Source organism: Streptomyces sp. NBC_00554, assembly GCF_041431135.1.
Taxonomy (GTDB): Bacteria; Actinomycetota; Actinomycetes; order Streptomycetales; family Streptomycetaceae; genus Streptomyces.
Window position 1 is genome coordinate 2,108,099 of sequence record NZ_CP107799.1, and the last position, 24,229, is coordinate 2,132,327.

Consider the following 24,229-nt stretch of genomic DNA (forward strand, 5'->3'; position numbering starts at 1 on the left):
GGTCAGACCGCCTCAGACTGTCGTGCGGCCGCCAGCCGGACCGCGTCCATGATCTTCTCGTAGCCGGTGCAGCGGCACAGGTTGCCCGAGAGCGCCTCGCGGATGTCCGCGTCGGTCGGGGTCGGGTTGTGCTCCAGCATCTCGTCGGCCGCGACCAGCAGACCGGGGGTGCAGAAGCCGCACTGGACGGCGCCGGCGTCGATGAACGCCTGCTGGATCGGCGCGAGTTCGCCGCCTTCGCCGGTGTGCGAGTCCTGGGGCTTGGAATTCCACTGCTGGGCGTCCTGAAGCGACGTACCCGACGTACCGCAGGCGCCGGTCCCGCAGGAGCGCTGCTTCGCGTACTCCGCGAGCCCCTCCACCGTGACGACCTCGCGCCCCTCGACCTGGCCGGCCGCGACGAGACACGAACACACGGGTACGCCGTCGAGGCGGACCGTGCAGGAACCGCACTCGCCCTGCTCGCAGGCGTTCTTCGAGCCCGGCAGGCCCATCCGCTCCCTCAGCACGTACAGCAGGGACTCGCCCTCCCACACGTCGTCGGCTTCCTGCTGACGGCCGTTGACCGTGAAATTGACGCGCATTACGCGACTCCCTCCGTGCGGGCGGCGGTGCCGCGGTACGACTCCCAGGTCCAGGTGAGCGTCCGGCGGGCCATGATGCCCACCGCGTGGCGGCGGTAGCTCGCCGTGCCCCGGACGTCGTCGATCGGGTTGCAGGCGGCGGAGCAGAGGTCCGCGAACTGCTTGGCGACCGACGGGGTGATGATCCTGCCGTTGTCCCAGAAGCCGCCCTCTTCGAGCGCCGCGTTCAGGAACTCCTCGGCGGCCTTGGCACGGACGGGCGTGGGCGCGGCGGAGCCGATGCCGGTGCGGACCGTGCGCGTGGACGGGTGCAGTGCCAGGCCGAAGGCGCAGACCGCGATGACCATGGCGTTGCGGGTGCCGACCTTGGAGTACTGCTGCGGGCCGTCCGCCTTCTTGATGTGTACGGCCCTGATGAGCTCGTCGGGAGCGAGCGCGTTGCGCTTCACGCCGGTGTAGAACTCGTCGATCGGGATCAGGCGCGTGCCGCGTACGGACTGGGCCTCGACCTCGGCGCCGGCCGCGAGGAGCGCGGGGTGGGCGTCGCCGGCCGGGGAGGCGGTGCCGAGGTTGCCGCCGACGCCGCCGCGGTTGCGGATCTGCGGGGAGGCCACCGTGTGGGAGGCGAGGGCAAGGCCGGGCAGTTCACCGCGCAGGTGATCCATGATCTTGGTGTAGGACACGGAGGCGCCCAGGCGCACGCTCTCCTCGCCGACCTCCCAGTCGCTCAGCTCGCCGATGCGGTTCAGATCGAGGAGGTACTCGGGCCTGCGGTGGTCGAAGTTGATCTCGACCATCACATCGGTGCCACCCGCAATCGGCACAGCGGTGGGGTGCTCAGCCTTGGCGGCGAGCGCCTCCTCCCAACTGGCGGGGCGAAGGAAGTCCATGAGTGGCTCTCTTCATTCGTATCGTGGTGGTTCTGATCAAGCCAGATCGTGTGCGGCAGGCCCGGCTCGTTCATGAGTTGTTAACGCGGAGTGAGGCCAGTACACAGCGCCGTCCTCCACCGGGGTCAGTCACCGAAACCATGAAGGAGTTGGCTGGCCAGGGTGCGCATCTTGTAGATTCGTATGAACGGAGGTCATCAGTAACCTCTCTGTTTTTCCCTGGAAACAGTGAGCACAGCTCTCGAAAGCCCAGGACACAGGCTCAGGCGGGCGGAAACCCCGCTCGCGGGGTCCTCACCCCGGAGTCGTACAGATCCATCGTAGATTTCAAGACAAAGATCGGCGGCGACGAGAATGCGGCTGCGCGCACTGCTGGACACCGACGCGCTGGGCCTGCGGCTGCTCGGCGGCGAGGACGAGCTGGATCGCACCGTACGCGGTGTGATGACCACGGACCTCAAGGATCCCAGCCGCTATCTCTCGGGCGGTGAGCTGGTCCTCACCGGTCTCGCCTGGCGGCACGACGCCGCGGACTCCGAGCCCTTCGTACGCATCCTCGCGGGCGCCGGGGTCGCGGCCCTCGCCGCAGGTGAGGCGGAGCTCGGCGACGTGCCGGACGATCTGATCCAGGCCTGCGTCCGGCACCGGCTGCCGCTGTTCGGGGTGAACGAGTCGGTGGCCTTCGCGACGATCACCGAGCACGTCGTACGGCAGGTCTCGGGGGAGCGGGCCGGGGATCTGGCGGCCGTGGTGGACCGGCACCGGCGGATGATGACGTCAGGTCCGGCGGGCGGCGGACCCGATGTCGTCCTGGACCTGCTCGGCTCCGACCTGGATCTGCGGGCCTGGGTGCTCTCGCCCACCGGCCGGCCCATCGCGGGCTCGAAGCTCGCGGGGGCCGCGCTGCCCGCGGACGTCTGCGCCAAGCTGGCCGCCGAGCATCTGGCGGCGGCGCGCACCGGGCGCCGGGGGCCGCACCGGGTGACGGTGGGCACGACGACGTACTCGCTCTTCCCGATCCCCTCCTCGGGCCGCTCCACGGGGGCGTCCCGGGATGTGCGCGAGACGGTGCTCTCCGACTGGCTGCTCGCGGTCGAGGCGGACGCCGGGGACTGGCCCGAGGAGCGGCTCGATCTGCTCCAGGGCGTCACCCAGCTGATCTCGGTCGAGCGGGAGCGGCGGGACGCGGCGCGCACCGTGCGGCGGCGGCTCGCGCAGGAGGTCCTGGAGCTGGTGCAGACGGGCGCGGCGCCCGCCGAGATCGCGGCGCGCCTGCGGGTCGCCGCTCCGGTGCTGCTGCCCGGGCTCGGCGCGGCCCCGCACTGGCAGGTGGTCGTGGCCCGGGTCGAGTGGGACGGCGGCGACATCGAGGGCGGCCCGGTCGCCCAGTCGCTCCTGGAGGAGATCCTCGTCAATCCGCTGTCGGCGGGTCCTGAGCACTCCGACCGCATCGCCGTCGCCCACACCGGCGAGGAGGCGATCGCCCTGCTCGCGCTTCCCGCGGTGTCCTCGGAGCACGACGGCACGGAGACCGGGCTGCTCGCCGACACGCTGCTGGAGGCCGTACGGGACCCCCTGACGGCCGGCCTGAACGACGACGGGCGGCTCACGCTCGGCGTCAGCGCCGCCGTGCACTCGGCGGAGGGGCTGCGCGGCGCCCTGGAGGAGGCCCGGCACGCCCGCCGAGTCGCCGCCGCCCGCCCCGGGCGGGTGTGCGCGGCCGGGCACCAGGAGCTGGCCTCGCACGTGCTGCTGCTGCCCTTCGTGCCGGACGACGTGCGCCGGGCGTTCACGGCCCGGCTGCTGGATCCGCTGCGGGACTACGACAGACGCCATCGCGCGGAACTGATCCCCACCCTGGAGGCGTTCCTCGACTGCGACGGATCCTGGACCCGTTGCGCCGCCCGTCTCCACCTGCACGTCAACACGCTGCGCTACCGCGTGGGCCGAATCGAGCAGTTGACGAGTCGTGATCTTTCCCGCCTGGAGGACAAGCTGGACTTCTTCCTGGCACTGCGAATGAGCTGATTTGTGGCTGCCCGGATGCGCCGAGTGAGATCAATGACTTTGTGAAATCCTTCACCCACCCCCTTGGCCGGGCCCCGCGATCCGTGCTGAGATGCCAGCACTCAACAGCTCAATGGTGTGCTCGGGGAGGGCAACGTGGCGCATTCCGCCATGTCTGGTTCCGGAACGACTGCAGGGGACGATCCGCTCCAGACCGCGGTATGGCGGCTGCGCTCGCGCGCCTGCTGGGCCGACGCGGCGGCGCTGCTCGATCCGCGCACCGCGGGGGCGGCGCTGCAGAGAGCGTCGCTTCTCGTGGAGGGGTGTCTGTACACCGAGCAGGGCTGGGCCGAGGCGGAGGACGCGCTGCGGACGGCGGAGGCGGTGGCCCAGAGCGACGACGAGCGGGGCGCGGCGGCGTGTGAGCGCGGGCAGCTCGCGTACGCGGCCACGCTGCTCGGCGTACGGGACCGCGCGGACGAGGCGCGGGCCGCGCTCAGCCGGGCCGCCGCGTTGATCACGCCCGGGGCACCGGGGCGGGCGCTCCTGGACTTCCGGCGCGGTCTGGTCGCCCAGAACCTCGCACACTCGCCGGAGTCCGCGCGCGCCGCCTACCGGCGCGCCCACGCGGGCGCCACGGCGAACGGCGACCTCCTGCTGCTTTCCTTCACCTGGCGTCATCTCGCCGGACTCGCCCTCCAGGAAGGCGAGTTGGCGGAGGCCCGGCACGGTTTCGCCGAATCCCTGCGGATCCGCGAGGAGTTGGGCTTCCTCGTCGGCACCGTCCCGGCGCTCGCCTCTCTCGCGGACGCCGAGACCGAGCCGGAGGCGTCCCGGCTACGGGCCGAGGCAGGACGGCTGTTCCGGCTTCTGGGCGGCGTACCGACGTGGCTGGCACAGCAGTTGGACCCACCGGCGGCGACGGCCTAGCTGCCGCCATGCAGGGCGGATGAAGTCCGCTGCGGTTCGCCGGCGCCCTGAAGGCGCGCGGGGAACTGCGCGGCCAGCCACGGCGGTGCCGCAGACGGTCGACGGCACATCCCGCCACTTCCAGCGGAGCGCTCAGCTGTTCTGGACGTCCGCCCACAGCTCCTGGGCGAACGTCCAGGCTTCGGCGCGCAGTTCGGGGTTCTGGACGAGGAAGACGACGACGCCCACGAGGAGGGCCAGCTTCAGCAGGTCGCTGAGACCCGAGCCCGAACCCCTGCGGGCCCGTCGGCGGCGCTGGGCGTCCATCTGGTCGTTCATCTCACGGAATCGGCGTGACTGGTCGAACTGCTGCTGCGCCTGCCGGCCTGGATCGGGACCCATCGTCGGTCGCCCCCGGGAGTAGGAGTGGTCGTGCCTGCACGGGGGAGCACGCGACCGGCCGGGCGCCGGGTTGCCCCTGTACGGGACTCGTTGCGCGGAGCCCACGCGTCCGTGACACGGGCGCCGCGAGGGGACGCTCACCGAGGGCGGTGGCTACGCGCCCGCGAAGTGCTCCCGTACGAGCGACTGCACGACCGGCAGGTCCTGGGCGGCCAGCGCCTCCAGGAGGGCGGTGTGTTCGGCGGCGTCGGCGACGAGGTCGGCGCGGCCGCGGGTGGCGGGGCCGCCGACCAGGGGCCACTGGGCGCGGCGGTGCAGGTCGTCGGCGATCCGCACCAGCTGGCTGTTGCCGGCGAGGGCGAGGACGGCACGGTGGAAGGCGCGGTCGGACTCGGCGTAGGTCGCCCGGCAGCCGAGGGACGCGGCCCGTACCGTCGCGTCGGCGAGCGGGCGCAGCTCGGCCCAGCGCGCGGCGGGCACCGTACGGGCCAGCCGCAGCATCACCGGGACCTCGATCAGGGCGCGGATCTCGGCGAGTTCGGCCAGCTCACGCGTGCCGCGCTCGACGACCCGGAACCCGCGGTTGGGTACGACCTCGACGGCACCTTCGAGCGCGAGCTGCTGCATCGCCTCCCGTACGGGCGTCGCCGACACCCCGAAACGCTCACCGAGCACGGGCGCCGAGTAGACCTCCCCCGGCGCCAGCTCACCCGCCACGAGCGCGGCGCGCAGGGCGTCGAGGATCTGCCCGCGTACGGAAGCACGCTGCACGACGGGACGCGCGCTCTCGGCGCGGGGGCGCGGGATGGGCGCCTCGCTGTGCGTGTGCTCACCGCGGACCCCGGCACCTCCCGGGGCGGCATGCCTCCCCCGGTCCACGTCCGCGGCCTGCGGCTGCGCGGGCACCCGAACGGCCTCCGTACGGATGTCCGGGGTTCCCGCCCCTGCGGAGCCGTGCGCGCTGCGCCGACCGGCCTGCTCCACGGGAACCTCCTCCGGGCTTGTTGGTACTTGGGGGTCAATGCGGCGGTTGTTACTCGTCCGTCAAGCACCATAGGCCCAGTCGCTGTCAGTTCAAACATCGATCGCTCAGGGTAAGGTAAGGCTAACCTTTCAACGATCGTGAAGCGATGGTCACCGTATGCACGCTCCCGCCCCGACCGCAGGCGCCCCGGCCCGTGCCGAGGCACGTCCGGCCCGTTCGGCGGTCGCGGACGCGTACGCCCGGCTGACCGAGGTCTTCCCCGGACTGAGCGTCACGGAACTCGGACAGGACGAAGCGGCCCCTCGGGACGACGGCTGGGTCGGCGCCGCCGGGCTCGCGGCGGGCGGGGCCGACCTCGACGCGTTCCTGGCGTGGGACGACGCCCAGGTGATCCGGGACTACGGGCAGCGGGCGCGCCCCGACGTGGTGGCCAGCTTCGGGCTGCACCGCTACGCCTGGCCCGCCTGCCTGCTGATCACCGTGCCGTGGTTCCTGGAGCGCCGGGTGCCCCGCCTCCCCGTGGAGCAGGTCACATTCCAGCGCGCCCTCGGCCGCATGGCGGTGCGGACCGGAGAGTTCGCCTGCCTGCCGGACGACCCCGCGGCCGGCCTGCCCGGCGCCCGCGTCGTGCCGGACGAGGAGGCCCTGCGGGCCGAGGTGCGGTCCGCCGTGGCCGAGCACCTGGAACCGGTCCTCGGCGGTTTCGGCCCGCGCATGCGGCGGCGCGGCCGGGCCCTGTGGGGCATGGCGACGGACGAGATCGTCGAGGGCCTCTGGTACGTCGCCCACCTCCTCGGCGAGGAGCAGCGCGCGATGAGCGAGCTGGAGCTGCTGTTGCCGGGGGCGACCCGGCCGTACGCGGGTTCCGCCGCGTTCCGTGAACTGACAGGACCGAACGGGGAGTCCCTGCCCACCCGCGACCGGGTGAGCTGCTGCCTCTTCTACACACTGCGCCCCGAGGACACCTGCGCCACCTGCCCGCGTACCTGCGATGCCGACCGCGTCGTCAAGTTGACGGCCGCCGCCGCAAGTTGAGGCACCCCGGGGCAGACCGTTCGAGGCACCCCGGGTCGGACCGCCCCCGCACATGCCCTAAGATCAACTCCCGCTGGACCGCCCACGGAGGCGTCCGCGGATTACAGGCGCTTCACAATTTCCTCACTTGTCGCAGGAACTTTCCGTTGAACCACCCGTACGGGTAGTGTTAATCGCACTCAACTCCCGTCCCTCGCGCGGCAGTTCGAGCAGAATGTCGCCTTGCGCATCCCCTTGCACTCCCTTGGCGGCCTCTTGCCCCGAAAACCCCTGAGGGCCGATGGGATTGGGCCACTATGACGGGCGTTACGCCCTATCCCAATGCAAGGGACCCCAGATGAGACTGACCGACATATCGCTGAACTGGCTGCTTCCGGGCGCCGTTTTGCTCCTGGGCCTGCTGGCGGCGGTGGCGGTGCTCGCGCGCGGCAAGCGGTCCGGGGAGAAAGCGGCGGGCACGGAAGACTCGTGGGAGCGCAGCGAGGAGCGCCGCAGGCGCAAGGAAGCCCTCTACGGCACCGCCTCCTACATGCTGCTCTTCATCTGCGCCGCGGTCGCGGCCGCGCTCTCCTTCAAGGGACTGGTCGGCTTCGGCGAGGAGAACCTCGGCCTCTCCGGCGGCTGGGAGTACCTGGTCCCGTTCGGCCTGGACGGCGCGGCCATGTTCTGCTCCGTGCTCGCGGTGCGCGAGGCCAGCCACGGTGACGCGGCGCTCGGCTCCCGGATACTGGTGTGGACGTTCGCCGGTGCCGCCGCCTGGTTCAACTGGATGCACGCGCCCCGGGGCCTCACCCACGAGGGCGCCCCGCAGTTCTTCGCCGGCATGTCCCTGTCGGCCGCTGTGCTGTTCGACCGCGCGCTGAAGCAGACCCGCCGTGCCGCGCTCCGCGAGCAGGGCCTGGTCCCGCGTCCGCTGCCGCAGATCCGGATCGTCCGCTGGCTGCGCGCGCCCCGTGAGACGTACAGCGCCTGGTCGTTGATGCTGCTCGAGAACGTCCGCACCCTCGACGAGGCCGTGGACGAAGTGCGCGAGGACAAGCGCCAGAAGGAGCAGACGCGACTGCGCCGCCGCAACGAGGAGCGCGTCGAGCGTGCGCACCTCAAGGCGCTCAGCCGTGGCCACAAGGCTCTGCCCCCCGGCCCCGGTGGTGGCGGCGGTGGCGGACGGGAGCTCGAGTCGGCGACCGTGGAGCGAACCTCCGCCCAGGCCTCCGCGGAGCCTGCGATATCGGCCCCGGAGCAGCTGCCCGTCCGCTCGCGGCCCTCCCTTCAGCCCGTCCGCAAGAGCGCCGAGCCGTTCACCGTCGACCTCACGGCGGAGGACGACACGATGGCCCTGCCGCGACTCGACTCCCTGGAGCGCAAGCTCAAGGATCTCGAGCAGCAGTTCGGCTAGGACGTTCGGCCGGGGTTACCGGCCAGGACTGAGAACACTGGGACGGCGGCGCGGTTTGCTTTACACCGCGCCGCCGTCCAGTTCGAACCACACCGCCTTGCCCACGCCGTGCGTCCGCACACCCCACGCGTCCGCGAGGGACTGGACGAGAACGAGCCCTCTGCCATGCGTACCGTCGTCGGCGTTCGGTACCCGCAGCATGGGCCTGCGTCCCACGAAGTCCCTTACCTCCACGCGGAGTCCACGGGGCCCGACGGTGGCCGTCAGGACCGCGTCGTGATCGGTGTGGATGAGTGCGTTGGTGACCAGCTCGCTGGTCAGCAGCTCGGCTATCTCCGACCTACCCGGCCTCCCCCAGTGCCGTAAGAGTTCCCTCAGCGCCTTCCGGACCTCGGGCACCGCCCGCAGATCCGCCCTGCCCAGCCTGCGCCTCAGCTGCGCACCGCCCGGCTCCATCGCGCTGTCGGCCGCTTCCTCCACCGTTTCCCCGGAGGAGGCCCCGATGGCCATCGGACCACCTCCTCGTGCCTGCCTCTTCATGACCCCCGCCTGCGCGCCGATGTCGGTTCCTTCCCGCTCGAACACGTTCACGGGGATCCATGCCCGCTCCACCACGCGACAGTCATGTCGAATGGTCAACGACCGTTCGTACGGGGCCGAATGCCCGGCGCCTCTGCCGGGAAGGACACTCTGGTGGAACCAGTGCGTCTGCAGTTCGGGCCACCGCTCGACCCTGTGCACGCACACACCTGCGAGCCGACATCCGTGGGGACGCACCGGCCGATGACGATCGGCCCAACTACCGATCCACCACTGCCGATCCAGCCGTATTCAGCCCGGGCCGGAGGTTTTTCGCCCCCTCCGCCCCTACCCGTCCCGTTCCTGGGGGCTGCCGCCCCCAGCCCCCCGCCTTCGGCCTGAACGGCCTCGTCCTCAAACGCCGGACGGGCTGAGGGGGTTAGCCCCTCCGGCGTTTGAGGAGCGGGGTCTGGGGCGGAGCCCCAGGAACAAGGGACGGGTAGGGGCGGAGGGGGCGAAAAAACCCACAGCCCAGCCCCGCCCCCTGGCCCCCAGGGCCGACTGAGCGCCGACGCGTCTAAGGACGCGGCACGTTCCGTAGGTTGGAGCGGGCCATCTGAACCATCCGCCCCACTCCCCCGTCCAGCACGATCTTCGAGGCCGACAGCGCGAACCCGGTAACCATCTCCGCGCTGATCTTCGGCGGAATGGACAGGGCGTTGGGATCGGTGACGATGTCGACAAGGGCGGGACCCTTGTGCTTGAAGGCGTCCTTGAGCGCACCGGCAAGCTGCCGGGGCTTCTCGACACGAACGCCGTAGGCACCGCAGGCACGAGCCACAGCCGCGAAGTCGGGGTTCTTGTTCGTGGTGCCGTACGAGGGAAGCCCCGCCACCAGCATCTCCAACTCGACCATGCCCAGGGAGGAGTTGTTGAAGAGGACGACCTTCACGGGCAGGTCGTACTGGACGAGGGTGAGGAAGTCGCCCATCAGCATGGAGAATCCGCCGTCGCCCGACATCGAGACGACCTGCCGCTCCCGGTCGGTGAACTGGGCGCCGATGGCCATGGGCAGCGCGTTCGCCATCGAGCCGTGCGAGAACGAACCGATCACGCGGCGCCGGCCGTTGGGCGAGATGTAGCGGGCCGCCCACACATTGCACATCCCGGTGTCGACGGTGAACACCGCGTCCTCGTCGGCGAGTTCGTCGACGAGAGAGGCGACGTACTCGGGGTGGATCGGAACGTGCTTCTCCACCTTCCTCGTGTACGCCTTGATGACTCCTTCGAGCGCGTCCGCGTGCTTCTTCAGCATCCTGTCGAGGAAACGCCGGTTCTCCTTGGTCCGCACCCGCGGGGTGAGACAGCGCAGGGTCTCCTTCACATCGCCCCACACGGCCAGTTCGAGCTTGGAGCGGCGGCCCAGGCGCTCGGGGCGGACGTCGACCTGGGCGATCTTGACGTCGTCGGGAAGGAAGGCGTTGTACGGGAAGTCGGTGCCGAGCAGGATGAGGAGATCGCACTCATGAGTTGCCTCATAGGCGGCGCCATAGCCGAGGAGGCCGCTCATGCCGACGTCGTACGGGTTGTCGTACTGGATCCATTCCTTGCCCCGCAGCGCGTGCCCGACCGGGGACTTGATCTTCTCCGCGAACTCCATGACCTCGGCGTGCGCGCCAGCCGTGCCGCTGCCGCAGAAGAGGGTGACCTTGTCGGCCTCGTCGATCATCGCGACGAGCTTGTCGATCTCGGCGTCACCGGGCCGGACGCTGGGCCGGGAGGTGACGAGGGCGGTCTCCAGGGCCTTGTCGGGGGCGGGCTCGGAGGCGATGTCGCCGGGGAGTGAGACGACGCTGACGCCGGACTGGCCCACCGCGTGCTGGATGGCGGTCTGGAGCAGCCTCGGCATCTGCTTCGGGTTGGAGATCATCTCGTTGTAGTGGCTGCACTCGTTGAACAGCCGTTCGGGGTGGGTCTCCTGGAAGTAGCCGAGGCCGATCTCGCTGGAGGGGATGTGGGAGGCGAGGGCGAGCACCGGGGCCATGGAGCGGTGGGCGTCGTACAGGCCGTTGATCAGGTGCAGGTTCCCTGGGCCGCAGGAACCGGCACAGGCGGCGAGCCTGCCGGTGACCTGGGCCTCCGCGCCCGCGGCGAACGCGGCGGTCTCCTCGTGCCGGACGTGGATCCAGTCGATGGCGGAGTTGCGCCGGATCGCGTCCACGACCGGGTTGAGGCTGTCGCCGACGACTCCGTACATCCGCTTCACCCCCGCACGGGCGAGGATGTCGACAAACTGTTCGGCGACGTTCTGCTTGGCCATGACTTCACGTGCCCTTCGGTATCCCGAGATCCCTCTGGGTTCCATGAATTCACAAGGCCAACCGTTACGCCTCCCAAACGGCCGCCGCTGTCCGATCGTCGGCGTATCCCTTGACCCGCACCTGGGTGTCCGCGAGGAACGCGGCGAGACCGGGCGGTTCCCCCTCCGACCACCGCGCCGTCAGATGCTCCGCAAGCTCCGGTTCGCCGCGCAGCGGCTCCGCGAGGCCGCCGGTGCACAGCAGGAGGGTGTCCGTCGGGCGGGCGACGGAGGCGCGGAAACGGAACGGGGCGCGGGGCGGTTCGGCGATCGCCTCGTACGGGCTCGGGGGTGTGGTGATCCCCAGGTCCATGGTGAGCCGGTCGCCCTCCGGGGTCTCGTGCGGCAGCGACCCGAAGCCGACCACGGCCTCCCCGGCGGCGTCGGCGACCCGCGGCTCGATGTCCTGCCACTCGCCGTCCCGCAGCCGGAACAGGCCCCCGGCTCCGACGCCGAAGAACACGCGCGTACGGCACTCGGGATCGGCGGGCAGCAGCAGGCACCGCAGGCTGGCGGTGTACTCCTCGGGTTCGATGCCCTGCTCGGCCGCGCTAGCCCGCAGTTTGCCGAGGCTGCGGTCGGTGAGCCGGTGCAGCCCCGACTTCAGGTCCCCGCGCCGGGCGGCCCGGATGTCCTCGGCCAGCCGCACATGGCTGCGCCCCACGGCCCGCCCGATCCACTGGCAGGCCTCGGCCGCGGCCAGGTGCGCGCCGGGCGTGGCCCGGGCCCCGGTCGCCATCGCGACGAGCACGAGCGCCTGCTCGCCCGTCCCGAACCGGGCGGTGAGCAGCGAATCCCGGCGTGGTTCGCCCCGGTAGCGCGCGGAGTCCCCGCGCACAGAGACGGCCCGCAGCGTGCTGGTCCCGTAGCGCGCGCCGTCCAGCACCGTGTCGGCGACCAGGTCGTCGAGCTCGTCCGGGTCGGCCGGCGGGAGGGCAGTGGGTTCGGCGTCGTAGGTGGGCGGGCCCGAGCCGACGTAGTCGACGGTGGGGGGCTGGTACGGGACGGAGAGCGTGGGTGTGCGGCTCTGGAGGGCGGGCGGTGGCGGGGCGTCCTGGGGCGCGGGAGCCTGCGAGGCGGGCGCGTGCGAGGCAGGAGCGGCCGCGGCGGGTGACTCCGTGGACGTACGACTCGGGGGCTGCTGCGGGCGGAAACCCGGCGGGGTCGGCCCCGGCGGGAAGATGGCGGGAACGGACGGGTCGGCGGGCGGGCCTGTGGGCAGAGGGGTGGGTGGGGCCTCCCAGGGGGCGGGGCTCTGCCCAAGACCTGGGTCGGGACTCTGCCCGAGACCGGGGCTGGGACTCTGCCCGAGACCAGAGTCGGGACTCTGCCTGGGGGTGTCGCCGCGCTCCCAGCGGGCGGGACGCTGCTCCGGTACGGCCGGGGGCCGGTCCGGCGCAGCCGGAGGCCGCTCCGGATAAGGCGGGGCGTCGAGCCCGGGCCTCCGCTCCGGATGAGGAGGGACGTCGGCTTCCGGCTTCCGCTCCGGTCGCGGAAGGGCGGGCGCGGGCTCAACGCCCACCGTCCCCACGGCCGACGCGAACCGGTCGTCGAGGGAATCGGCCACGGCCGCGGGGCCCGTGTCCTCGGTGGAGTCGTCGTACAACTGCCCCCACCAGTCGTCCTCATGACCGGTGGGCTTCTCCCCCTGCTGGCTCATGCCCCTAATTGTCCACCGCGGGAGCCGGATGAAAACGGGGCATCCGGAAAAACCGGCCAAGGGACTGGCCCTCGAACGGCGTGTCGGATGAATCGTCGAACGGCGATGCGAAGCGGACGCCCTGCGAAAGGCCGTTGCGGCGAAACCGCCGGGCGGTCCCACCCCCCACGGGAGAACCGCCCGGCGGCGCCGGAGTGACCGGGACCTAGTACACGTCATAGGTCCGGGTCACAGTCTGTGTGACCGAATTGTCGTCGCTGTCGGTCAGTTCGGCCCCGAGTGTGACCTGACTTCCTGAAGCTCCGCTGTGATTCACAGCCGCGCTCGGCCCGCTCGCGATGACCAAGCAGGGCATTACGGACGGTGTGTGAAGCCGCGGTGGCGTGAGCTTGTCAGATGGGCGGGTGGTGCGGTGATGATGTGCGAGGCGGGTTTACGCCGTGGCTGTTTTCCGCCACTGCTGTCGCCGACCTGCAGAAACCGATCCTTGGGGAGGGGCATCGCCGCATGCTGGGAGCGATAGGTCTGGACGAGACGCACGAGTCGGCGTACCGGGCGCTGGTGTCCGTGGGCGCCGCGGACGTGCCCGATCTCGCGCGGCGGCTCACGCTCGGCGAGTACGACACGGAGCGCGCCCTGCGCCGCCTTGAACGGCACGGACTCGCGGCCCAGTCCTCGGCGCGCCCGGGGCGCTGGGTCGCCGCACCGCCCGGTGTGGCCCTCGGCGCGCTGCTCACCCAGCAGCGGCACGAGCTGGAGAAGGCGGAGCTGGCGGCCGCGCTGCTCGCCGAGGAGTACCGCGGGCAGGCCGCCGAGCCCGCCGTCCACGACCTGGTCGAGGTGGTGATCGGCTCGGCGGCGGTCTCGCAGCGGTTCCTGCAGCTCCAGCTCGGCGCGGCCGAGGAGGTGTGCGCGCTGGTCACCGACAACCCGCTCGCCGTCTCCGGGATGGACAACGACGCGGAGGAGCAGGCCGTGGACCGGGGCGTCCGCTACCGGGTGGTCATCGAGCGGGCGGTCCTCGACATGCCCAACGGGATCACCGAGCTGTCCGCCGCGCTCGGCCGGGACGAGCAGGTGCGGGTCGTGGACAAGGTGCCGACCAAGCTGGTGATCGCCGACCGGACACTCGCGATGGTGCCGCTCAGCTCTCGCACCGCGGAACCCGCCGCGCTGGTCGTCCACGAGAGCGGACTGCTCGAGCTGCTCTCCGGGCTGTTCGAGTCGGTGTGGCGGGACGCGCTGCCACTGCGGCTCAGCGGCGGGAGCATCGCGGAGCAGGAGGCGGACGGCCCGGACGGCACCGATCTGGAGATCCTTTCGCTGCTCCTTGCCGGGCTGACCGACGCGAGCGTCGCCAAGCAGCTCGATCTGGGGCTGCGGACCGTGCAGCGCCGGGTGAAGCGGCTGATGGAACTGACGGGCGTGACGACCCGGCTCCAGCTGGGCTGGCACGCGTACGCAAAGGCCTGGGTGGCCCGGGACTGACCTGCGGTTTCCCGCCCGCTCAGTCAGGCTGGGCAGATGGGAGCGTGGGAACTCCTGCTGGTCGGCGTGGTGATACTGCTCGGCCTGGCCGGAGTACTGGTGGCCGGCGTACCGGGGTCGTGGCTCGTATGGGCCGCGGTCCTGTGGTGGGCACTGGAGGACACCCGGGCGCTCGCCTGGGCCGTGCTCGTGGGCGCGACCGGGGTCCTGCTGCTGTCCCAGGCGGTCCGGTGGATGTTGCCGCCCAGACGCCTGCGGGAGAGCGGAGCAACCCCTCGAATGGCGGTATACGCCGGGGCCGGGGCCCTGCTCGGCTTCTTTCTGGTGCCGGTGGCCGGCGCGATACCCGGTTTCCTCTGCGGGATCTACCTCTCCGAGCGGCTGCGCCTCGGCGGGCACGCGCGGGCCGTGGCGTCGTTGCGGACGGCGATGCGCGCGGGCGGGTGGAGTGTGCTGACGGAGCTGTTCGCGTGCCTGCTGATCATGGGGGCGTGGCTGGGGGCGGTGATCTGGGGTTGATGGCACCTGAACCCTCTGATCAAGGAGTCCAGGGTGTCAGCTTCGCCAGGTCGACACTGTCGGCCATCGCCTTCATGCCGGCGTCGTTGAAGTGGAGGTGGTCACCGGGGTCGTAGGCCGGGAGGATGCGGCTCGGGCGGGCCGGGTCGCGGACGACGGCGTCGAAGTCCACGACCGCGTCGAAGAGACCGCGCGTGCGGATCACGGCGTTGACCTTCTGTCGTACGGCCTCACGGGCCGGGGAGTAGGCGCCGTGGCCGCCGTACGGGGTGAGCGTCGCCCCGATGACGCGGATCCCTCGGGCGTGTGCGCGGCTCACGACGCGGCGGTACGCGTCCTCGAAGGCGGCGGTTCTCGTCTGCTCCGGGGTGCCCTTGAGGTCGTTGATGCCTTCCATCACGATCACCACGCGCACGCCGGTGCGGGACAGGACGTCGGCGTCGAAGCGGGCCAGTGCGCTGGGCCCGCGACCCTCCAGGAGGAGGCGGTTTCCGGAGATACCCGCGTTGAGGACGCCGAGCCGGCGGTTCGACGGAAGGGCCTTAAGACGGTCGGCGAGCCGGTCGGGCCAGCGGTGGTTGGCGCTGAAGGACGAACCGGTGCCGTCGGTGATGGAGTCGCCGAGCGCGACCACGCTGCCCGCGGCGGAGGTGCCGAGTACGTCGACACCGGTCACGTAGTACCAGTTGCCGATGGCGGTGGTGTACGCGGTGCCGCTCTCCTCGGCGGTCCGATTGCCCTTGGGAGCAACGAAGTTGGCCTGGATGGCGGAGCGGTGGTAGGTCGCCGGGCCGGAGTCGGCGGGGGTGTGCACCGAGACCAGGAGGTTGGCGTCGGCGGGGATCGGGAGGTACACGGGGTCGGTCACCAGGTCCTTGCCCGCCGGGATCGTCACCGTCCTGGCGCCCCCGAACGTGGCGGTGCGCATCGAACCCGCGACGGCCTTCGGGCTTCTCTGCGCGCCCGGCTCCTGCAACGCGAGGGTGACGGCGCCGAGTTGGAGGGGCCGCGTACCGAGCCGGTTGGAGATCCGGACGCGGGCGGCGCTGCCCCCGACGCTGGTGTGCACGACGTTGCGGATCGAGGCGCCGGGCAGTGCGGGGGTGGTGCCGGAGGCCGCGCCTTCCCAGGTTCCGGTCCAGGTGGGGCTCGGGGCGAGGGCGAAGGGGCCGAGTGCGGGTGCCGCGTCGGCTCTCGCGGACGGTGGGGCGAGAACCAGGGTTGTCACCAGGACCGCGAGGACGTGCCGGACCTTGATCGCGCGGGTCATGCGCCCAACGATTCCCGAGTCGTCGGTCCCACCAACGCACTCTCGCCCCATTGCACGCCATTGGGCGCACGGCCGTACACGCGTACTACGTCCCCGGCCTTAGGTCGTGTCCGCAATGTCAGGGGAGCCAGAGTCGTAGGCAGGCGATGGTGACCAGGGCTTGGTAGTGGCGGGCGCGTTTGTCGTAGCGGGTGGCGAGGGCTTTGTTGTGCTTGAGCTTGTTGAAGCAGCGTTCGACGAGGTTGCGGCGCCGGTAGGCCGCTTTGTCGAGGCGGCAGCGGCTCTCGCCGCGGCGGATGCGGCCGTTGATCTGGTCGATGCGTTCCGGGATCGCTGCCTTGATCCCGCGTCGGCGCAGGTAGGTGCGGATCTTCGTGGACGAGTAGCCCTTGTCGGCGGCGACCCGCTCGGGCCGGGTCCGGGGTCGCCCCGGCCCGCATCCCGGCACCCGGATCCGGGCCATCACTGCTTCGAACTGGGTGCAGTCGTTGACGTTCCCGCCGGTGAGGGTGAAGGCCAGCGGCCGGCCCCGGCCGTCGCAGGCTAGGTGGATCTTCGTGGTCAGTCCGCCGCGGGAACGGCCGATCGCCTCGCCCGGCCACGGCCCCCTTTTCGGGCCCCGGCGGCGTGCTGGTGGGCCCGCACGGTCGTGGAGTCCAGGCACACGATCGTCCAGTCGACCGCGCCGACGGCGTCGGAATGCTGCTGGACGTGAGCCAGCAGCCGGTCCCATGTGCCGTCGGCGGACCAGCGGCGGAAGCGTTCGTAGACCGTTTTCCACGGCCCGTACCGTTCGGGCAGGTCCCGCCAGGCCGCCCCGGTCGACAGCTTCCACAGGATGCCGTTGACCACCTGACGGCGGTCCCGCACCGGACGGCCCATCCGCGGCGGAGCGAGCAACGGCCCGATCACCGCCCACGACTCATCAGTCAACTCATGACGACGCACCACGAACAGACCAACGACCAACCCACTTTGCGGACACGACCTAAAGCCTGTTCCAGAAGTCCGTGAGCGGGGCATTTCCCTTGTATGAGTGGGGTGTTGAGGGCCGAGCCGGTGTGGATCGAGGTGTTCACCGGGCTCCGGGCGGATCGGTTCGCCCGGCTGCTGCGGGCGGTGCGGGAGCGAGGTGGCGAGCATCCGCGGATGGGGCGGCCGTGGCGGCTGCCGCTGGCCGAGCGGGTGCTGCTGGTGGCGGTGTATTACCGGACCAACCTGACCATGCGGCAGCTGGCGGTGTTGTTCGGCGTCTGTCCGGCGACCGTGTGCCGGACCATCCAGCAGGTGGGCCCGCTCCTCGCGCTGGAGCCGGCGCCGCGCTCCGATGGTGCGGTGGAACGGCTGTGGATCGTGGACGGCACGCTCATCCCGGTGCGGGACCGAACTGTTGCCGCCTCCAGCCGCAACTACCGCTTCTCCGCGAACGTGCAGGTTGTCATCGATGCCGACACCCGCCTCGTAGTCGCCACCGCAACCCCGGTGGCGGGCAACATCGCCGACGCCCATGCCTTTCGGGACACCGGCCTGGCCGAGGTCTGCGCCGGAACCACGGTGCTCGCCGACGGCGCCTACTGGGGCACCGGTCTCGTCATCCCGCATCGCCGCCGCGGCAAACGGCCGCTACTGCCCATCCAGGAAGCCGACAACACCGAGCACCGCAAGGTCCGCGCCCGCGTCGAGCACACCTTCGCCCGAATGAAGAACTACAAGATCCTCCGCGACTGCCGACAGCGCGGCGACGGCCTCCACCACGCCGTCCAGGCCGTCGCCCGCATGCACAACCTCGCCCTCGCTACATGATCGACGAACCCGCAACGACGCAACCGCACTGCCCGCTCACGGACTTCTGGAACAGGCTTTAGGGCCAGGATCCGATGCGGACCGGGGTACCCGCGTGTTTGGGTGCCCCATGACCGAATTCAGCGAGGCCGAGCGTGCGTATCTCAAATCGCAGCGGCTGGGGCGGCTGGCCACCGTCGATGCCCACGGGCAGCCGCAGGCGAATCCCGTCGGCTTCTTCCCGCAGGACGACGGGACGATTCTGATCGGCGGCTACGCGATGGGGTCCACCAAGAAGTGGCGGAACCTTCAGAAGAACCCGAAGGTCGCGCTCGTCGTCGACGACATCGTCAGCCTCCACCCCTGGAAGGTGAGAGGCGTCGACATCCGGGGCGATGCCGAACTCCTCACCGGGCCACATGAGTTGGGACCCCATTTCAGTGAGGAGCTGATCCGTGTGCATCCTCGGCGGATTCATAGTTGGGGGCTGGAGGGGTGAGGGGAGGGTGGGGGCGGGTGCGGGTGGGGTGGTTTTTCGCCCCCTCCACCCCTACCCGTCCCATCCTTCCGGGCTACGCCCGGTGTCAGCCCGTCCGGCGTTTGAGGACGAGCGCGTCAGCGCGATGCGGGGGTCTGGGGGCGGAGCCCCCAGAAACGGGACGGGAAGGGGCGGAGGGGGCGAAAAACCCTGTACCCCTGCCGGCTACCAGCGCCCCCTCTTCGCCTCCATCGCCGCCCTGCCCTCCGCCCCCTTCCGCTTCCAGTCCTTGCGGATTTCGGCGCGCAGGCGGGCGTCCGTCTTCGCGACGATGCGCTGGTTCTCGCGGAGGAGTTTGCGGTAGCTGTCGAGGCGGCGTTCGGGGAGGGTGCCGGAGTCGAGCGCGGCCAGGACGGCGCAGCCGGGTTCGGCCACATGGGCGCAGTCCTGGAAGCGGCACTGCTTGGCGAGTTCCTCGATCTCGGCGAAGACCTGGCCGACGCCGGTTTCGGCGTCCCAGAGGCCTACGCCGCGCAGGCCTGGCGTGTCGATGAGGACACCGCCTCCGGGGAGGGCGAGGAGGTTGCGGGTCGTCGTGGTGTGGCGGCCCTTGCCGTCCACGTCACGCGCGGCCTGCACCTCCATGACGTCCTCGCCGAGCAGGGCGTTGGCGAGGGTCGACTTGCCCGCGCCGGACTGTCCGAGGAGCACGGTCGTACCGCCGGAGAGGACGGCCTCCAGTACATCGAGGCCCTCCCCGGAGCTGGCGCTCACCGCCAGCACCGGCACCCCCGGCGCAGTCTTCTCCACGTCCTCCACGAGGTACCCGAGCGTCGCCGGGTCCGGCACGAGGTCGGCCTTGGTGAGGACGACGACCGGCTGCGCGCCGGACTCCCAGGCGAGCGCCAGGAAGCGTTCGACGCGGCCGAGTTCGAGTTCCACGGCGAGCGACACGGCGACGACCACGTAGTCGACGTTGGCCGCGAGGATCTGGCCCTCGGAGCGCTTGGAGGAGGTGGAGCGTACGAAGGCCGTACGGCGGGGGAGATAGCTGCGTACGTAGCGGGGGTTGCCCGCGGGTTCGACGGCGACCCAGTCACCGGTGCACACGACCCGCATCGGATCGTTCGGCGTCACAAACGCGGTGTCCGCGCGCATGACCCCGTCGGCGGTGACCACGTCGCACTGCCCGCGGTCGACCCGGATCACCCGCCCGGCCAGCAGCCCCTCGGCGTCGTACGGGGCGAACTCGTCCGCCCATGCGTCGTCCCAGCCGTAGGACGTCAGAGGGTGGAGAGGGAGAGAAAAGGAAGTCAAGGGAAACCCTTCACAAGGGCGGCCCCGGCACGCGCGCTCAGGCGCGAAGGTTGAGGAAGGTCAGCCGGCGGCCACAGAGGTGGACTTGATGAACTTCTGGATGCGGGCAGCGCCCATCTCAAAGACAGCCATCAGTCACACCTCCCAAGCAATGCCTAGTCGCCCACGGCAACTCCCGGTCGCCGCTCGAACAGCACCGACCCTAGAGGCACACGGGCCCGCGACGCCAGCGAATTACGACGCGCCCAACAGCGACTTGCACGGGGTCCCGCGGCTGCGCTGCAAAGCGGCAGGGGACGCTGCCTGGGGCGCGGTACGCCGTCCTCCAAGGCCTGTTCGGTGACTTGACCCAGAGTTCATCGTCGCCGGCACCGGCGCGGGGCCGGGCGGACGTGAGTGAGAGGCCGGGTCAGCTCTTCCCGGGCCGCGTGACCCACTGGCCGTCGACCCAGCCGCTCACCGTCTCGTAGCCGGAGCGGAACGAGCCGAGGTAGTCCACCCGGAGGTTCTGCTCCGCGGTGGACAGGCGGGCCGTGTAGCCGCCGGTCGTGTTGACCGCGATGTACGGGTACGGGTAGACGGGCCGGGCTGCCGTGACGTTGCCACCCGAGTCGATGTCCTGACTGAACAGGCTGTCCGGAGCCTGGTCCTCGGTCACCCAGCCGATGATCGCGGACAGTGCGTCGATGCTGTCCGGGCCCTGACCGCCGCCGCAGTGCGCCACGCCCGGGAGCAGGAACAGCCGGGCGAAGTCCTGGGTGGCTGCCGCGCCGCCCATCTTCTTCTGCACCGCCTGGTAGTAGGCCATGGAGGCGACGGAGGAGATGTTCGGGTCGGCCAGGCCGTGCCAGATGATCAGCTTGCCGCCGGCTGCCTTGAAGGCGGACAGGTCCGGGTCGGTGGCGTCCATCATCCCTTCGTTGAGCTTCATCAGTTTCCGGTAGTTTGCCGAGGTGAACTCGACGTCCTTCCAGGAGAGTTCGGGGTGGGCCTGGCGTAGAGCAGGTAGCGGACGCGTTCGTTGACGTTGGTCTGGTTCGAGGTCGAGCCGGTCGCGGTGGTCGGGACGATGGCACCGGCCCAGTTGAGCTCGCTGCCGCGCAACTGCCGGCCCGGGTAGAGGAGTTCGCCGTGCTCGTCGCGCGGGCCCGAGTACATCTTGCGCACGGTGGTGACCTGGGCGGCGGTCAGGCAGAAGTCGGCGGCGGTGGAGGTCTGTCCGCTCGCGCACGCGATGCTGCCCGGATCCCAGGCGCAGGCGAGCGGGTCCTCGATGATCCCGTCGTCGGTGGCGCCGCAGCCCGCGAGCACGGCGGCGTGCAGCGGCTTGAGGTCCGTCGTGGTCAGAGTGGCCGTACCGTCCGCGCCCGCGCAGACCGCGTGGGCGTTCCAGGCGTGCTGGAAGGTGTGCGCGGTCCAGTTGTTGGCGGGGGCGCCCGCGACGATTCCGTCGAAGTCGGTCGGGTAGCACTGAGCCTCGGTGAGGGCCTCGTGGCCGCCCTGCGAGCAGCCGTCGTAGTAGGAGTGCGTGGCTGTCCGGCCGTAGAAGCGCTTGATGATGTCCTTGGCCACGACGGCGAGTTGGTGCTCGGACTTGTAGCCGAAGTCGGCCTTCAGGGTCGGGTCGGTGGCGAAGATTCCGGAGCTCGTGCTGGTGCCGTAGTGGCCCTGGTCGTCGGTGGCCACGGCGAGGGCGCCGTCGGTGAGCGGGACGCAGCCGGTGGCGGCCGGGGCGCTGCCCGAGGTGACGACACCGCAGTTGCCGCCGCAGCCGGTCTGGAGGTAGCTCCCCTGCCAGGTCGTCATGGGCAGGCGCAGGTCGAACTGGATCTGCGGGGCGATGAGCCACGTGGTTCTCCTGATCCGGTGGGGGACGGCATGGCCGTGCGGCCACTCCGGGGGAGTTGAACCGGGCATGAGCATGTCCACTCCCGGTCGCGAGACCATGAGACATGTCAACGATCCTGTTAACAAAGAGAGTTGGCGGGATTCATGTGAGATTCACAGGCGAACACTCACGGACGACGCCCACGACCGTTCGCGGGGGCGGGGTGGACGATGAGCGGCAGCGCGTGGTCGAGGCCGGCGTCGTGCCAGAGCAGGGTCGGGGAGTTGGAGCCGAGTTCCAGCTGCGTGCGGGCGGGACAGCTGACGGCCCGGATGTGCCGGCCGACCGCGGTCGGCCCGGTGAAGGTGATGGAGCGGACGTCGGGGTGCCGTACGAGCTGGTCACCGACCGTTTCGCCCGGGCCGGGCAGCAACTGCACCAGCCACTCGGGCAGTTCGGGCAGTTCGGCGTCCAGAAGTGCCCCTGCGAGGGCGATCGAGGACAGGGGGTCTGCTCGGCGGATTTGAGTATCACCGCGTTGTGGGTTACTGCCTTCCGGGTCCTGCTCACCAGCTTCGCCGTCGGGCTGGTGGCGGGTGGTTTGACGGCACTCAGCGGAGCACCCGGAGCGGGTTCGGTACTCGCGGGGCCGGCTGCTGCCGGATCGGCTGTCCCCGTGCTGCGCTCGCTCATCGGGCCACCCGGCGGCGCATGTCGTTGAAAGGCGATGGCGTGCCGAAGGGGTTACTTCGGAGAGCCACTGGCATTGCCCGGCGTGTTCACTTCTCAACGTTGAGCCGAGTCGGGCAGGGGAAGAGAGAACCACACGGCTTTGCCTTCCTCGGCGAGCAAGGTGCCCCAGGTTGAGGCCAGTTGGTCGAGCAGGGCAAGTCCGCGGCCTGACTCGTCATCGGGGCCCGCCGTCCTGGCGCGGGGCAGAACCGGGCTGCCGTCGCAGACTTCGATGTGGAGTTCGTCCCGGGTGCGGCGCAGTCGCAGCCGCAGGGGGTCGCAAGCATGGCGTACCGCGTTGGACAGCAGTTCGGAGGCCAGCAGACAGGCCGTGTCGGTGAGGTCCTCACAGTTCCAGTCCTGCAGGGTGCGGCGCAGGAAGCGGCGGCCTTCCCCCACACTGACCGGTTGCGCCGGCAGGAGCGCGGACGCCGCGGTCACCGGAGCAGACGGGATGCGGGCGAGCAACAGGGTCACGTCGTCGGTGTAGTCGTGGGGGGCGGGCAGCAGGGCAGTGAGCACGGCGTCGGCGGCCCGCTCCAGGCACGGCGTATCGGCAACGGCCTTTTCCAGAGCGATGGCCAGGGCGTCGATCTGCAACTCGATGTCGCTGGTGGGGGTTTCCACCAGGCCGTCGGTGTACAGGGCCAGCACCGAGGCCGGCGGCACGGTCAGCCGGGTCTCCTGGTGTGGTACGTCGCCGACGCCCAGCGGCACGCTGACCGGAACCGGGAGCCTGCGGACCTGCCCGGTGGGATCCACCACCAGCACCGGCAAATGACCGGCCGAGCACACGGTCAGGGCGCTCTCGTCGGGGTCCAGGACCAGATAGCAGCAGGTGACGAGTTGGTCGGGCAGTTCACTGACGACCGCGTCCAGGGCCCGCATCAGCTGCCAGGGCGGCATGCCGGTCTTGGCCAGGGCATGAGAGGCCGAGCGCAACTGGCCCATGACTGCAGCGGCCTCCAGGCCACGGCCCATGACGTCGCCGATCAGCACCCCCATCCGGCCGCCGCCGAGGGCGATCAGGTCGAACCAGTCCCCGCCCACGCCGGGTCCCTGCCGGGCGGGGAAGTAGCGACTGGAGGTGTCCATGCCGGGCAGGGGGGCAGGTGAGCCCATCAGGCTGCGTTGGAGGGTCAGGGCGACATGCCGCTGCTGTTCGTAGAGTTCGGCGAGCTGGGCCTCGGCCTTCTTGCGTTCGCTGACGTCACGGATGGCTGCGGAGACCAGCGTGCCGTCCGGGGTTTCCAGGGGGCTGAGGCTGATCTCGACCGGGAACTCGACCCCGTCCCGGCGCAGCCCGTACAGCTCCAGCCCGGCGCCCATGGGACGCACACGTCGGTTGTCGACATAGCCGTGCCTGTGGGCGGGGTGGTGATGGTGGAACCGCTGGGGGACCAGGATCTCCACCTGTTGTCCCAGGAGTTCTTCCCGCCGGTAGCCGAACAGGGCCTCGGTCTGTGCGTTGACCAGCTGAATGATGCCGGTGTCATCCACGATGACAATGGCGTCGGGGGCGGCTTCCAGCAGGGCGCGGAAGCGCGCTTCGGCGGCCTTGCGTTCGCTGACGTCACGCACGGCGGCGGAAATCAACAGTCCATCGGGGGTCTGCAGCGGGCTGATGCTGATCTCGACCGGGAACTCGGCGCCGTCCCGGCGCAGCCCGTAAAGCTCCAGGTTGGCGCCCATCGGACGGACCTGCTGGTTGGCGGAGTATCCCAGTCGGTGGCTCGGGTGCTGGGCGCGGAAGCGCTCCGGAACCAAAATCTCGATGGGTTGACCGAGCAGTTCGTTCCTTGGATGGCCGAACAAGGCTTCGGTCTGGGCATTGACCAGGCGGATGACTCCGGTGTCGTCCACGATGACCATGGCGTCCGGAGCCGCCTCCAGAAGCGCGCGAAACGGTTCCTCGGCCACGGGAGTGATGCGGGCTAGTGGCTTGCGCTCACCTGGTTCCATGGCGCATCTCAGCATCAAAGAGACCGAGTTCGTGCACCTTTTCGCCAAGTGACCATTCGTGACATTTCTCGGCGGAAAAGAAGACTCGGGTTCCGGTTTCCGGCACA

22 protein-coding genes are annotated in these 24,229 nt (G+C 70.5%); 8 read left to right on the forward strand and 14 right to left on the reverse strand.

What is annotated here, in order from left to right:
• Positions 1 to 2 precede the first annotated feature (2 nt).
• Both OG266_RS09300 and OG266_RS09305 read right to left on the reverse strand, forming a co-directional pair.
• Positions 3 to 584 (reverse strand): (2Fe-2S)-binding protein, encoded by a 582-nt coding sequence (locus OG266_RS09300; protein WP_266473784.1) that lies wholly within the window; start codon positions 582 to 584, stop codon positions 3 to 5.
• Positions 584 to 1,474: a xanthine dehydrogenase family protein subunit M gene (locus OG266_RS09305; protein ID WP_266473786.1), complete on the reverse strand. Its 891-nt coding sequence runs from the start codon at positions 1,472 to 1,474 to the stop codon at positions 584 to 586. Before OG266_RS09305 ends, OG266_RS09300 begins: the two co-directional genes overlap by 1 nt.
• A 354-nt stretch (positions 1,475 to 1,828) precedes the next feature.
• On the opposite strand from OG266_RS09305, the gene OG266_RS09310 reads away from it, so the two are divergent.
• Complete coding sequence (locus OG266_RS09310; protein ID WP_266473789.1) at positions 1,829 to 3,502, forward strand: PucR family transcriptional regulator; 1,674 nt, start codon at positions 1,829 to 1,831, stop codon at positions 3,500 to 3,502.
• 135 nt (positions 3,503 to 3,637) lie between these two features.
• On the forward strand, positions 3,638 to 4,411 hold the full coding sequence (locus OG266_RS09315) for a hypothetical protein (RefSeq protein ID WP_266473791.1): 774 nt from the start codon (positions 3,638 to 3,640) through the stop codon (positions 4,409 to 4,411).
• Between the two features lie 132 nt (positions 4,412 to 4,543).
• Here OG266_RS09315 and OG266_RS09320 read toward each other — a convergent pair whose 3' ends face one another.
• The gene (locus OG266_RS09320; RefSeq protein ID WP_371544487.1) at positions 4,544 to 4,792 is read right to left on the reverse strand and encodes a hypothetical protein; all 249 of its coding nucleotides are present in this window, start codon (positions 4,790 to 4,792) and stop codon (positions 4,544 to 4,546) included.
• 153 nt (positions 4,793 to 4,945) lie between these two features.
• The gene (locus OG266_RS09325) at positions 4,946 to 5,776 is read right to left on the reverse strand and encodes a GntR family transcriptional regulator (RefSeq protein ID WP_371544490.1); all 831 of its coding nucleotides are present in this window, start codon (positions 5,774 to 5,776) and stop codon (positions 4,946 to 4,948) included.
• Positions 5,777 to 5,933: 157 nt separating this feature from the next.
• Here OG266_RS09325 and OG266_RS09330 point away from each other — a divergent pair, with 157 nt between their 5' ends.
• Positions 5,934 to 6,812 carry a (2Fe-2S)-binding protein gene (locus OG266_RS09330; RefSeq protein ID WP_371544493.1) on the forward strand — a complete coding sequence of 293 codons (879 nt, stop codon included), beginning with the start codon at positions 5,934 to 5,936 and terminating at the stop codon, positions 6,810 to 6,812.
• Positions 6,813 to 7,149: 337 nt separating this feature from the next.
• A complete protein-coding gene (locus tag OG266_RS09335) occupies positions 7,150 to 8,208 on the forward strand; it encodes a DUF2637 domain-containing protein (RefSeq protein WP_266473798.1) in 1,059 nt (352 codons plus the stop codon).
• Positions 8,209 to 8,268: 60 nt separating this feature from the next.
• Here OG266_RS09335 and OG266_RS09340 read toward each other — a convergent pair whose 3' ends face one another.
• The 3 genes from OG266_RS09340 to OG266_RS09350 form a co-directional block, all read right to left on the reverse strand.
• Complete coding sequence (locus tag OG266_RS09340; RefSeq protein ID WP_329544828.1) at positions 8,269 to 8,718, reverse strand: ATP-binding protein; 450 nt, start codon at positions 8,716 to 8,718, stop codon at positions 8,269 to 8,271.
• Positions 8,719 to 9,304: 586 nt separating this feature from the next.
• Positions 9,305 to 11,047, reverse strand: a complete 1,743-nt coding sequence (locus OG266_RS09345) for a pyruvate dehydrogenase (protein WP_371544496.1) — start codon at positions 11,045 to 11,047, stop codon at positions 9,305 to 9,307.
• Between the two features lie 64 nt (positions 11,048 to 11,111).
• A complete protein-coding gene (locus tag OG266_RS09350) occupies positions 11,112 to 12,746 on the reverse strand; it encodes a protein phosphatase 2C domain-containing protein (protein WP_371544498.1) in 1,635 nt (544 codons plus the stop codon).
• A gap of 507 nt (positions 12,747 to 13,253) precedes the next feature.
• Here OG266_RS09350 and OG266_RS09355 point away from each other — a divergent pair.
• Together OG266_RS09355 and OG266_RS09360 are read left to right on the forward strand one after the other, a co-directional pair.
• On the forward strand, positions 13,254 to 14,234 hold the full coding sequence (locus OG266_RS09355) for a winged helix-turn-helix transcriptional regulator (protein WP_329544831.1): 981 nt from the start codon (positions 13,254 to 13,256) through the stop codon (positions 14,232 to 14,234).
• Between the two features lie 36 nt (positions 14,235 to 14,270).
• Entirely contained in the window at positions 14,271 to 14,753 is a 483-nt protein-coding gene (locus OG266_RS09360; protein WP_266473807.1) for a DUF456 domain-containing protein, read from the forward strand.
• Between the two features lie 19 nt (positions 14,754 to 14,772).
• Here OG266_RS09360 and OG266_RS09365 read toward each other — a convergent pair whose 3' ends face one another.
• Both OG266_RS09365 and OG266_RS09370 read right to left on the reverse strand, forming a co-directional pair.
• Positions 14,773 to 16,023 (reverse strand): SGNH/GDSL hydrolase family protein, encoded by a 1,251-nt coding sequence (locus OG266_RS09365; RefSeq protein ID WP_371544500.1) that lies wholly within the window; start codon positions 16,021 to 16,023, stop codon positions 14,773 to 14,775.
• Between the two features lie 118 nt (positions 16,024 to 16,141).
• A protein-coding gene (locus tag OG266_RS09370) for an IS5 family transposase (protein ID WP_371552719.1) occupies positions 16,142 to 16,971 on the reverse strand; the annotation gives its coding sequence in 2 pieces (ribosomal slippage) (positions 16,142 to 16,614 and positions 16,614 to 16,971; 831 coding nt in all).
• 84 nt (positions 16,972 to 17,055) lie between these two features.
• Here OG266_RS09370 and OG266_RS09375 point away from each other — a divergent pair.
• A complete protein-coding gene (locus OG266_RS09375) occupies positions 17,056 to 17,826 on the forward strand; it encodes a transposase (RefSeq protein WP_371543176.1) in 771 nt (256 codons plus the stop codon).
• A gap of 109 nt (positions 17,827 to 17,935) precedes the next feature.
• Positions 17,936 to 18,304 carry a PPOX class F420-dependent oxidoreductase gene (locus tag OG266_RS09380; protein WP_266834214.1) on the forward strand — a complete coding sequence of 123 codons (369 nt, stop codon included), beginning with the start codon at positions 17,936 to 17,938 and terminating at the stop codon, positions 18,302 to 18,304.
• A 204-nt stretch (positions 18,305 to 18,508) separates the two neighbouring features.
• On the opposite strand, the gene rsgA is transcribed toward OG266_RS09380, so the two are convergent.
• The 5 genes from rsgA to OG266_RS09405 all read right to left on the reverse strand — a co-directional run bounded on the left by rsgA (position 18,509) and on the right by OG266_RS09405 (position 24,122).
• Positions 18,509 to 19,600, reverse strand: coding sequence for a ribosome small subunit-dependent GTPase A (rsgA, locus tag OG266_RS09385; RefSeq protein WP_371544503.1), 1,092 nt, complete (start codon positions 19,598 to 19,600; stop codon positions 18,509 to 18,511).
• Between the two features lie 409 nt (positions 19,601 to 20,009).
• A complete protein-coding gene (locus OG266_RS09390) occupies positions 20,010 to 20,531 on the reverse strand; it encodes a tannase/feruloyl esterase family alpha/beta hydrolase (protein ID WP_371544506.1) in 522 nt (173 codons plus the stop codon).
• The gene (locus OG266_RS09395) at positions 20,531 to 21,517 is read right to left on the reverse strand and encodes a tannase/feruloyl esterase family alpha/beta hydrolase (RefSeq protein ID WP_371544509.1); all 987 of its coding nucleotides are present in this window, start codon (positions 21,515 to 21,517) and stop codon (positions 20,531 to 20,533) included. Before OG266_RS09395 ends, OG266_RS09390 begins: the two co-directional genes overlap by 1 nt.
• Before the next feature lie 98 nt (positions 21,518 to 21,615).
• Positions 21,616 to 22,254: an aldehyde dehydrogenase family protein gene (locus tag OG266_RS09400; RefSeq protein ID WP_371544512.1), complete on the reverse strand. Its 639-nt coding sequence runs from the start codon at positions 22,252 to 22,254 to the stop codon at positions 21,616 to 21,618.
• Complete coding sequence (locus OG266_RS09405; RefSeq protein ID WP_371544514.1) at positions 22,215 to 24,122, reverse strand: PAS domain S-box protein; 1,908 nt, start codon at positions 24,120 to 24,122, stop codon at positions 22,215 to 22,217. The genes OG266_RS09400 and OG266_RS09405 overlap by 40 nt, the downstream gene beginning before the upstream one ends.
• Positions 24,123 to 24,229: the final 107 nt, after the last annotated feature.